Below are 9,531 nucleotides of genomic sequence, written 5' to 3'. Positions count from 1 at the left end.
GTGCGGGGGTGTGCGTCATCCGGCAGGGTAAGGCACAAGAGGGCGTGTGTAGGACAGGGGTGGTAAAATGGAATAGTGCCCGCGCATAATGGTCAGAGGGTACCGACAAGCCCGACCCGCTGGGCGTCAGCCGGTCGGGCGTGGTGGTCGAGCCGGATCGATCGTGAAGCTCGACTGATCCATCGTCTACAAGGAACAGGCTTGGTCGGCTGGGCCTTGTCGGGATCATTATTGAGAAGCGAGACAGCGCGAATCCAGCATGCTACGAAAATTGTATGAGCGATCTCGAATATGGCATCGGCGCTTACACGCTCACTGAGGCCGGACGCTTGCTGGACGTGTCGCCGGCGACGTTGAAGCGTTGGCTATTTGGCTACAGCTACCAGCATCACGGCCCTGAGACAACGCAGGAGCCTTTGTGGCGGGCCCAGTACGGCAGCGAGCAAGATGAGCCTCTTCTGGGATTCCGGGACTTGATCGAGGCGCGCGTGGTTCGCGGACTTCGAACGCTGGGTATTGGTCTCCCCACGATCCGCCGGTGCCTCGAATTGGCCAGCGAGTTTGTTAACGACACCCATCCCTTCTCGACCCGAAAATTCAAAACGGATGGTAGAAATATCTTCTTAGAGATCACTGATAAATTTGCAGCGGAGGATCGTGATCCAGCCTTGATCGATCTTCGATCCCGGCAGCGGGTTTTTAAGACAATCGTACAACCATCATTTGTGGATCTTTCGTTTGACGCCGATGTGGCGTCACGTTGGTGGCTTCTGCCGCACAAAAAGACCATCGTTCTCGATCCCGCCCGCTCTTTCGGCCAACCCATCGTTGCCGAGGGGGGCGTGCCCACTGCGCGGTTAGCTCAATCGGTTGATGCCGAAGGATCGGTCGATCGAGTAGCTCGTCTATTTGAGCTTAAGCCCGCTATTGTTCGCGATGCATTGCGGTTCGAAGCTAAGAAAGCGGGTAAGATAGCAGCGTGAAGCTGCTAGTGGATCATAATCTTCCCCCACGCCTCGCAGAGGCGCTCGACACCATTTTTACGCCAGATCATGAAATTGTTGCGCTTGGAAGAAAATTTGGTCGACATAATTTGAAGGACGAGGACTGGATTCCGCGTTTGGGTCAAGAGGGTGGGTGGGCTGTTCTATCCGCGGATTTAAATATTGCTCGTAAGCGCCCCTCCCGCGACTTGTTTGTACGTGCCGGCCTAGTTGGTTTTTTCTTAAGTCCCGCAATGCAAAAGTGGCCTCTTCCCCGACAAGCTGCTCGTGTTTTGACACTGTGGCCTCAGATGATTTCTCATCTAAACACAACGGCAAACGGCGTGTTTGAAATGCCCGCGAGTGGGAACAAGTTTAGATCGATTGGCCGTTAATCGGGTCACCCCGCCGGCAAATAAACCTCGCCACCTTTCTCGCGGAACGTCTCGCTCATCGCCGCCATCCCGGCCTCCGCCGACGCGGCGTCCAGCGGGGCTTCCCCTTCACCATTCGGCTGCACCTTCCCGAGCGAGCTCGGGGAAGATTGGGCCGCGACAAAGGTGTCGACCGGGGCGTTCTGCTTCGCGGCGAAGTCCCTCACCTCTTGCGTGATCTTCATCGAGCAGAATTTGGGGCCGCACATGGAGCAGAAGTGCGCGGTCTTGGCGCCTTCGGCGGGCAGCGTCTGGTCGTGGTACTGTTCCGCCGTGTCGGGGTCGAGCGACAGGTTGAACTGGTCGCGCCAGCGGAATTCGAAGCGCGCGCGGGACAGGGCGTCGTCGCGCAGCTTGGCGGCGGGGTGGCCCTTGGCCAGATCGGCGGCATGGGCGGCCAGCTTGTAGGTGACGACGCCAACCTTCACGTCGTCGCGATCCGGCAGGCCCAGATGCTCCTTGGGGGTGACGTAGCAGAGCATCGCCGTGCCGTACCAGCCGATCATCGCCGCGCCGATCCCGCTGGTGATATGGTCGTATCCCGGCGCGATATCGGTGGTGAGCGGCCCGAGCGTGTAGAAGGGCGCTTCGCCGCACGCCTCAAGCTGCTTGTCCATGTTCTGCTTGATCTTGTGCATGGGCACGTGGCCCGGCCCCTCGATCATCACCTGCACGTCCTGCGCCCAGGCGCGCTTGGTCAGCTCGCCCAGCGTGTACAGCTCGGCGAACTGCGCCTCGTCATTGGCGTCCGCGATCGCGCCGGGGCGCAGGCCGTCGCCCAGCGAATAGGCGATGTCATAGGCCTTCATGATCTCGGTGATCTCGTCGAAGCGTTCGTAGAGGAACGATTCCTTGTGATGCGCCAGGCACCATTTCGCCATGATCGAGCCGCCGCGGCTGACGATGCCGGTGACGCGCTTCGCGGTCAGCGGGATGTACGGCAGGCGCACGCCGGCGTGGATGGTGAAGTAATCGACGCCCTGTTCGGCCTGTTCGATCAGCGTGTCGCGGAAGATTTCCCACGTCAGCTCCTCGGCGATGCCGCCGACCTTCTCCAGCGCCTGATAGATGGGGACGGTGCCGATCGGCACGGGCGAATTGCGGATGATCCATTCGCGCGTGTCGTGGATGTTGCGCCCGGTCGACAGGTCCATGACCGTGTCCGCACCCCAGCGGATCGACCAGACCAGCTTGTCGACTTCGGACGCGACGTTGCTGGCGACCGCGGAATTGCCGATGTTGGCGTTGATCTTGACCAGGAAGTTGCGGCCGATCGCCATCGGTTCGGATTCGGGGTGGTTGATGTTCGACGGGATGATCGCGCGGCCGCGCGCGACCTCGTCACGGACGAATTCGGGGGTGACGTGATCGGGGATTGCCGCGCCGAAGCTTTCGCCGTCGCGGACATGGTCCCTGAGCATCTCGCGCCCGATATTCTCGCGCACCGCGACATATTCCATCTCGGGCGTGATGATGCCGCGGCGGGCATAGTGCATCTGGCTGACGTTGGCGCCCGCACGCGCGCGCAGCGGACGCTTCACGACATTGGGGAAGGGCTGCACCCCGCCCGAGCGATCGGGGCCGAGCTGGCCGTTATCCTCGGGCCGGATGGCGCGGGCGTCATAGCTTTCGACATCGCCGCGCGCGACGATCCAGTCGCGGCGCAGCGCGGGCAGCCCGGCCATGATATCGATCCGCGCATCGGGATCGGTATAGGGGCCGGAGGTGTCGTAGACGTTGAGCGGCGGTTCGCCGCACGACGGCTCCAGGTCGATCGCGCGCATCGCCACCTTGAGCGGGCCGACGTGGATCTTGCGGCTGCCGCGGATTGGGCCGGTGGTGACGCCGATTTCGGCGCGGGCGGGAATGTCGGCCATCACGTCTTCTCCTACTCACGGAGGGAAGACGGTTTGCCGGTCACGACGCCGCTCCCTCCCTACGCCGGTGGGCCCCGAAGGGGGCGCCGGATCAGGTTCGACGGGTCGGGGGCTGCTGCCCCCCTCTCAGCCGCGCGTCAGCGGCCCCCCGGGGTGACGCGCAGCATAGCGCTCCCGGGGAAGAAGGAAAGGGCCGCGTCCGATCAGGCGGTCGCGCCGCTGGTGCGCAATGCCTCGATCGAATTGTTGGTGCCGGCCGGGAAGAAGCCGCCGCCGATCCCGGCGTCGCGGCGCAGGTAGACGATGTTGTGCACCTGCGCGGTCGAGCGGCTGTAGGCGATGCCATTGCCGTCGGCGGCGCTGATGTTCGACGCGCCGGTCGGATTGCCGCTGGAATCGACCACCGCGATCCCGGCATCGCGCGTGCCGGTGCCGTCCAGCGTGTCGCGCGCGGCGGCGATCTTGTTCGCGGCCAGCTGCGCCGCGGTGCCGCGCGCGAACAATTCGCTGCGGATCAGCCCGGCGTGATACGCCTCCGCCGCCAGGATGCCCGCCGCCGCCTCCAGATAGGTGGTGCTGGTGATGAGCGGCGAGGCGCCCTTGTACGCGGTGACGCCGACATCCTCGAACAGGAAGGCGGCCAGGAGGAAATTCTGTTCGTTGGCGTAGGGGTCGAACGTCTCGGTCGCGCCGACCAGCCCGGCGGCGCGCGCCGCGGCGGTGAAGGCGCCGTTGGTGCCGCCGTCGATGTTGATCGCGGGCTGGTTGATGAGCAGCGCGGCGCCCCCGGCGGTGGTGATCGCGCTGCGCAGCGCGTTGACGTGCGCGATCTCGTCATAGGCGATCTCGCGCGCCAGTTCGGCCAGCGTGCCGGTCAGCCCGACGCTGCGCCCGCCGGTCACCGCGCCGCGCGTGCCGACGCTGCCGGTCAGGCTGGCATCGGGCAGCGGGCGGCCGAGCACCGCGATCGAATAGAATTGCGCTTCCAGATATTCGAGGTTGAGCGCCAGTTGCAGGATGCCGATGTCCGTCGCGACGCCGGTGCTGGTCGGCGTGGGCGAGGGTGACGGGGTCGGCGACGGGCTGGTGCTATCGTCGTTGCTGCCGCCGCACGCGGACAGCAGCGCCAGGCTGCCGGCCACCGCGGTGGAGCCGGCGGCCAGCTTGATGAAGCGGCGCCGCTCTGCCCGCCGCTGGTTGGCGAGGTCGAGGGCGGCGAAGACGGAATCCTTGATCATGACGGCATGTCCCTGATGGGAAAGGGGGAAAGACGGGGGTGGCGCGACGCGACCGGGCGCGTCAGCCCGATGCCGCGCTCGTCTTGGCCGTTCCGTTCACCCCGCTGGGGAAGAAGCCGCCCGACGTCACCGCCGCGGCGTTGAGATAGACGATGTTGAGCACCTGTGTCGGCGTGCGGCTGAACGTGATGCCGTTGCTGTTGCTGGGCACGATGTTCGCGCGGTCGCCGTCGGGGGTGGACACCTTCGCCACGCCCTGGTCGTCGTTGGGGGCGATGCCGCGGATCAGATCCTCCGTCGGCGCGCCGTCCAGCGCGTCGCGCGCGGCGGCGATGCCGGTCGTCCACGGGATCAGCACCGCGTTCGCCTGCCCGCGGCGGTACAGCAAGGTGCGGATCGTCGCGGCGTGATAGGCGTGGGTCGCCATGATCCCGGCCGCGGACTCCAGGAAGGTCTTGTTGAAGATCAGCGGCGCCGCGCCCTTGTAGGCGGTGACCGCGACATCCTTGAACAGGAAGGCGCCGATCAGGAAATTGTCGACCGAGGCGTAAGGGTCGAACGAATCGCCGGTGCCGGCGATGATCCCGGCGCGGCGCGCGGCGACGCTGAACGCGCTGGTCGGACTGACCGACAGGTCGATCGCGGGCTGCGCGATCACCGCGGTGCTGGGCAGCTGCCCGCGCAGGAAACGCACCTGCGCCAGCGAATCCGCGGCGATTTCGCGGGCATAGGCCTGGATCACGGTTTCGGTGCCGAACGACACCGCCCGACCGCCGCTTGCCGCCCCGGCGGTGCCGGTGCCGCTGATGTCGGTGGCGGCGAGTGCGCCGCTGCCGATCGCGTAGGAATAATAATTCGCCTGAAGATATTCGAGGTTGAGCGCGAAGTTCAGGATGTCGACGTCGCTCAGCCCCGGCGTCGGTGTGCCGGTGGGCGACGGCGAGGGGGAAGGCGACGGAGAGGGCGAGGGGGACGGCGCCGGCGTCGTTTGTGCCACTGCGCGGCCGGCCAGCGTCGCCGCCGCCAGCCCGGTGCCCAGCGCGCCGGTGAAGAAGGACCGCCGGGACGCGCGGCGCGGTTCGGGCGCGGACGGCGCCTCCATCTGATGCTCGCTATCCGTCATCGCAGACCCTTTCCTACTCTCACTGGCCAAAGCCTCGCACCCCTAACGCGTGCGATACGGCAGGGCGAGGGGCATATCCACCCGCGCGCCGAAGGGAAACGCCCAAGCGGCGAAATCGGCGCAGGTGCCTCGCTGGCGCTTCCACTCCTGCGGGTTGCCCCGCGCGATGTGGTGAGTCACGATCGCGTGCGGCCGATCCAGATCGCCGTCGACATGCTTCCCGACATGGGCCGTGCCGTCGCGGACGTGACATACGTGGTGCAACCGCCACCGTGGCGCGCGGCACACCCGCCACCGTTGCGTCACGCAGCAACGGACCCGCGGCGTTTCAGGCGTCGGCACGTCGAAATTGTTTGCGATAGAGGTTTGGCGGTATCCCGACCGTCGACGTGAAGTGCAGGCGCAGATTGGTGGCGGTTCCCATGCCGGCCCGGTCGGCGATATGTTCCATCGACAGGTTCGTCGTCTCGAGGAGATCGCGCGCCAGGGCGAGCCGCTGCGCGGTCAGCCACGCCAACGGGCTTTCACCCGTTTCTTCGCGGAAGCGCCGCGCCAATGTGCGTTCGCTCATGGCGGCGGTGCGCGCCATCCGTCCGATCGTCCACCGCGCGGCCGGATCGCTGCGAAGCCGGTCGAGCAAAGGCCTCAATACGCCATCCGGGCGCGTCAGGACCGGACGCTCGATGAATTGCGCCTGGCCTCCACTGCGATGAGCGGCAACCACCAAGCGTCGCGCGACGATGTTCGCGGCGTCCGGGCCGAAGTCGAGGCGGACCAGATGGAGCAGCAAGTCGATCCCGGCTGCTGACCCGGCCGACGTGAAGATACGATCATCACCGGCATAGAGTGTATCGGCATCAACAACGACGGCCGGATGGGCCGTTTGCAAACTCTTGGCGTAGCGCCAATGCGTTGTCGCGCGACGACCGTCGAGCAGACCCGTGGCCGCAAGCAGGAAGGCTCCCGAGCAGATTGAAACCAGACGCGCGCCGCGGGCATGCGCATTGAGCAAAGCGTTACGCAGCGGATCTGATGGTGCCGCCCCATCCGATCGCCAACCGGGGATGACGATCGTCGTCGCCGCGCTCAACATATCCAGGCCGTGATCGACGTGGATCGCCAGGCCCGCATTGGTCGCGAGACGGCCGGGACGCTCCGGGCACGTGGTGAAGCTGTACCAGTCGTCCCCCATCTCAGGGCGCTCCAGACCGAACACTTCGGCGGTGATGCCGAACTCGAAGGTGCAAAGCCCGTCATATGCGAGCGCGACGACCAAGTGATCGGTTGCGGTGGCAGCGATTGGCATGATCCTTACGATAAACGGCAATGCAGTCACTGGCCAGCGACGCCGCCGCACCGGCATGAAGGGGCGCCCACAGGAGACGCTTCATGACCAACGCCGTCATCGACATACCCGCAGCTTCGGCCCCGGAGGCCGAGGCGCATTTCGCCGATCGCTTCCGTTTCGAGACCGACTGCTGGGACGTCCACGAGGCGCTGTCGCGCCCGGAGCCCGGTTTCGTCCTGCTTGACGTGCGTGGTCCCGACATGTTTGACAAAGGACATGTGCCGGGCGCCAGCAACCTGCCCCACGGCAAGATCATCGCCTCCAAGATGGCGGCGTGGCCGGCCGATACGCTGTTCGTCACCTATTGCGCGGGCCCGCATTGCAACGGCGCGGCGCGGGGCGCACTTCGCCTGGCAAGGCTGGGTCGGCCGGTGAAGATCATGACCGGGGGCGTGACAGGCTGGATCGACGAGGGCTTCCCGCTGGAAAGCCATCAACCGCGTGCCTGATCCGCACATCCCGACAGGCAGCCGCCACGATCCCGTCTGCGTCCGTCCTGCCAGCGGAGCCGACGCGGCGGCCATGCTTCCGCTGATCCGCCGCCATGCCGAATATGAATGCGGGGAGGCCAATGTCAGCGAAGCGGCGTTGCGATCCGCTCTGGACGACCCGCCGGTCGTTCTTACTGCCTGGATCGCTACGCAGACCGGCGAACCGGTGGGCTATGCCACTGCGACGGCGGACTTTTCGACGTGGAGCGGACAGTCGTTCCTCTACCTCGATTGCCTCTTCGTGCAGGAGCAGTGCCGGGGGCGGGGTGTTGGCGCGCAACTTCTGGCTGCGGTGCGCGCCACTGCGGCATCGCGGGGCATGGCCGAAATCCAGTGGCAGACGCCCGAATGGAACGAAGGCGCCATCCGGTTCTATCGGCGCGAAGGGGCGACGGTCCTCCGCAAGGCACGCTTTACGCTCCGCACGACATAACCGCCGACCGCCTGCCGAAAAGCCGTCGAGACGGCGTAAGCCTGCCGATATCCCCTCAGAACGTGTAGCCGATGCCGACCGCGCCCAGCCACTGGCTGCGCGATCCGGCGATCGAGACCAATGGCGAATCGCCATAGTCGTTCAGCATGCGCTTGTAGCTGCCGCCCGCGATCAGCTTCACGCCTTTCAAAAGGTTGCCGGTCAGCGAATAGGTGCCGGCCAGGCCGACGGTCCAGTGCTTCCACCCGCCGCGCGCCTGGTACTGCGGCAGGCCGCTGCGCGCCGCGGCGGCGGCGTCGACCGAGAAATAGGTCTGGCCGAACTTGCTTTCGACCCGCTCCGCGGCGGCGAACAGACCGACCGCGGCCTTGAGGCTGAGCGGGGTGAAATAGTTGATCGACGGGGTCAGGATGCCGCTCTTGTGCACGCCGTTGACGTCGTAGCGATAGCTGATCGAGGCAGACAATTTGTCATAGGGGCTGGTCAGCACCCCTGTCTTGCCGATCCCGGCATAGCCGCCCAGCTCGATCGCGGTGCCGACCTTGCCCAGCGCCTTGATCCGCGGATCGTCGATCGAGTTCACGCTGTTGCGGTTGAAGTTGATGACGCCGACCGGCCCCAGTTGCACGTCCCACGTCGGGCCGGGCTGGTTGGGGATCAGGTCGATCGAGGCGCGGTTGCCCAGGATAGTGAAGGCATGGCCGCCGACCGAGCCGATCGCCGCCGGGCCGGGGACCAGCCGATAGTCGTCCGACCCCTCGTAATCGGGCAGATACGCGCCGGCGATCGCGACGGTGACGGTATCGCCGCCCATCGCCGGATCGGGCATCGCATTGGGTTCGGCGGGCGCATTGACGGTCTGCGCGGTCGCGGGAACGGCGAGCACCGCCAGCGCGGCGGCGAGCGTCGCGCGGATCGCGACATGAGGCAGGATGGACACGGAACTTTCCCCCGGAATGATACCGGGGCGCAACAAAGGAGAAAGAATTCCGGTTCCGTGTCGCCGCGCTACAGGATGTAGCGCATCGTCACCTGTTGCATTTCGGCATCACTGTCGAGCGTGAAGCGCGCCGCGGTGAAGCGCGGCGGGCCGAAGCGGATCGGCGGGTTGCGCGAAAAGCCGAACCCTTCCTTCGGAATGCCCGCGAACGTATCGAGCTTCGCGTTGTTGTTTTCGTCATGGATCACCGCGATCGCATAATCGCCGCGCGGCAGCGCGCCGAAGCGGAAGCTGTGCTGATCGGCGGGGATCGAGCGGGTGACCGCGTGACGATCGTCGATGCAATTGGGGAAATTGTCCGGGTCCGCGGTCAGGCAGACGCGGATCGACCCCTTCGCCGAGCGCAGATGGTCAAGCGCGACGTCAAGCGCCCCGACCGGCGCCGCCCCCACCAGCGGCATCGCGCCGACCGCCATCGCCCCCGCGACGGCCAGCCTGCGCATGCGCGCGCGCGAAATCCCCCAACCCCTCGTCGGTGCCGCACAGGCGGTCCCAGAACCGGAAATACAGTCCATAATTGCACCCGTACCGCTCATGATGCCGCTGATGGTGGCTGGCGGTGATCAGCCAGCGCCCCACTATCCCCCCCCACATGAACCGCGGG

General features: G+C 65.8%; 11 protein-coding genes. 4 read left to right on the top strand and 7 right to left on the bottom strand.

Annotated features, from left to right (window positions below; genetic code table 11):
• Positions 1–275: 275 nt before the first annotated feature.
• Positions 276–983: a DUF433 domain-containing protein gene (locus AX685_RS20780; protein WP_082740431.1), complete on the top strand. Its 708-nt coding sequence runs from the start codon at positions 276–278 to the stop codon at positions 981–983.
• Entirely contained in the window at positions 980–1,378 is a 399-nt protein-coding gene (locus AX685_RS21340; RefSeq protein WP_156445603.1) for a hypothetical protein, read from the top strand. Before AX685_RS20780 ends, AX685_RS21340 begins: the two co-directional genes overlap by 4 nt.
• A 5-nt stretch (positions 1,379–1,383) precedes the next feature.
• Here the strand turns inward: AX685_RS21340 and thiC are convergent, their stop codons facing one another.
• The 4 genes from thiC to ftrA all read right to left on the bottom strand — a co-directional run bounded on the left by thiC (position 1,384) and on the right by ftrA (position 6,961).
• A complete protein-coding gene (gene thiC / locus AX685_RS01895; protein ID WP_066484802.1) occupies positions 1,384–3,294 on the bottom strand; it encodes a phosphomethylpyrimidine synthase ThiC in 1,911 nt (636 codons plus the stop codon).
• A gap of 203 nt (positions 3,295–3,497) precedes the next feature.
• Positions 3,498–4,532: a ferritin-like domain-containing protein gene (locus AX685_RS01890; RefSeq protein WP_066484800.1), complete on the bottom strand. Its 1,035-nt coding sequence runs from the start codon at positions 4,530–4,532 to the stop codon at positions 3,498–3,500.
• A 61-nt stretch (positions 4,533–4,593) separates the two neighbouring features.
• Entirely contained in the window at positions 4,594–5,655 is a 1,062-nt protein-coding gene (locus AX685_RS01885; RefSeq protein ID WP_066484798.1) for a ferritin-like domain-containing protein, read from the bottom strand.
• A 328-nt stretch (positions 5,656–5,983) separates the two neighbouring features.
• Complete coding sequence (ftrA, locus tag AX685_RS01880; protein WP_066484796.1) at positions 5,984–6,961, bottom strand: transcriptional regulator FtrA; 978 nt, start codon at positions 6,959–6,961, stop codon at positions 5,984–5,986.
• A gap of 83 nt (positions 6,962–7,044) precedes the next feature.
• Here ftrA and AX685_RS01875 point away from each other — a divergent pair, with 83 nt between their 5' ends.
• Complete coding sequence (locus AX685_RS01875; protein WP_066484793.1) at positions 7,045–7,452, top strand: rhodanese-like domain-containing protein; 408 nt, start codon at positions 7,045–7,047, stop codon at positions 7,450–7,452.
• Between the two features lie 73 nt (positions 7,453–7,525).
• Positions 7,526–7,927 carry a GNAT family N-acetyltransferase gene (locus tag AX685_RS01870; protein WP_066484790.1) on the top strand — a complete coding sequence of 134 codons (402 nt, stop codon included), beginning with the start codon at positions 7,526–7,528 and terminating at the stop codon, positions 7,925–7,927.
• 55 nt (positions 7,928–7,982) lie between these two features.
• Here the strand turns inward: AX685_RS01870 and AX685_RS01865 are convergent, their stop codons facing one another.
• The 3 genes from AX685_RS01865 to AX685_RS20775 form a co-directional block, all read right to left on the bottom strand.
• The gene (locus AX685_RS01865) at positions 7,983–8,867 is read right to left on the bottom strand and encodes a MipA/OmpV family protein (RefSeq protein WP_231738504.1); all 885 of its coding nucleotides are present in this window, start codon (positions 8,865–8,867) and stop codon (positions 7,983–7,985) included.
• A gap of 68 nt (positions 8,868–8,935) precedes the next feature.
• The gene (locus tag AX685_RS01860; protein ID WP_082740430.1) at positions 8,936–9,370 is read right to left on the bottom strand and encodes a DUF2141 domain-containing protein; all 435 of its coding nucleotides are present in this window, start codon (positions 9,368–9,370) and stop codon (positions 8,936–8,938) included.
• On the bottom strand, positions 9,291–9,531 hold a 241-nt coding region (locus AX685_RS20775; RefSeq protein ID WP_197418447.1), incomplete at its 5' end, for a sterol desaturase family protein. The genes AX685_RS20775 and AX685_RS01860, both read right to left, overlap by 80 nt.

Origin of the sequence: Sphingomonas sp. CCH9-F2, from assembly GCF_001556735.1 — a bacterium.
Taxonomy (GTDB): Bacteria; Pseudomonadota; Alphaproteobacteria; order Sphingomonadales; family Sphingomonadaceae; genus Sphingomonas; species Sphingomonas ginsenosidimutans.
Note: the sequence above shows the minus strand (reverse complement) of the source record. Positions and strands in the feature narration are given on the sequence as shown.

Bases quoted from the DNA above. Each gene is read 5' to 3' on its own strand.
- AX685_RS01870 (WP_066484790.1), top strand. From the start codon at position 7,526: ATGCTTCCGCTGATCCGCCGCCATGCCGAATATGAATGCGGGGAGGCC.
- AX685_RS01885 (WP_066484798.1), bottom strand. From the start codon at position 5,655: ATGACGGATAGCGAGCATCAGATGGAGGCGCCGTCCGCGCCCGAACCG.
- AX685_RS01890 (WP_066484800.1), bottom strand. From the start codon at position 4,532: ATGATCAAGGATTCCGTCTTCGCCGCCCTCGACCTCGCCAACCAGCGG.
- AX685_RS01875 (WP_066484793.1), top strand. From the start codon at position 7,045: ATGACCAACGCCGTCATCGACATACCCGCAGCTTCGGCCCCGGAGGCC.
- AX685_RS01860 (WP_082740430.1), bottom strand. From the start codon at position 9,370: ATGCGCAGGCTGGCCGTCGCGGGGGCGATGGCGGTCGGCGCGATGCCG.
- ftrA (WP_066484796.1), bottom strand. From the start codon at position 6,961: ATGCCAATCGCTGCCACCGCAACCGATCACTTGGTCGTCGCGCTCGCA.
- thiC (WP_066484802.1), bottom strand. From the start codon at position 3,294: ATGGCCGACATTCCCGCCCGCGCCGAAATCGGCGTCACCACCGGCCCA.
- AX685_RS20780 (WP_082740431.1), top strand. From the start codon at position 276: ATGAGCGATCTCGAATATGGCATCGGCGCTTACACGCTCACTGAGGCC.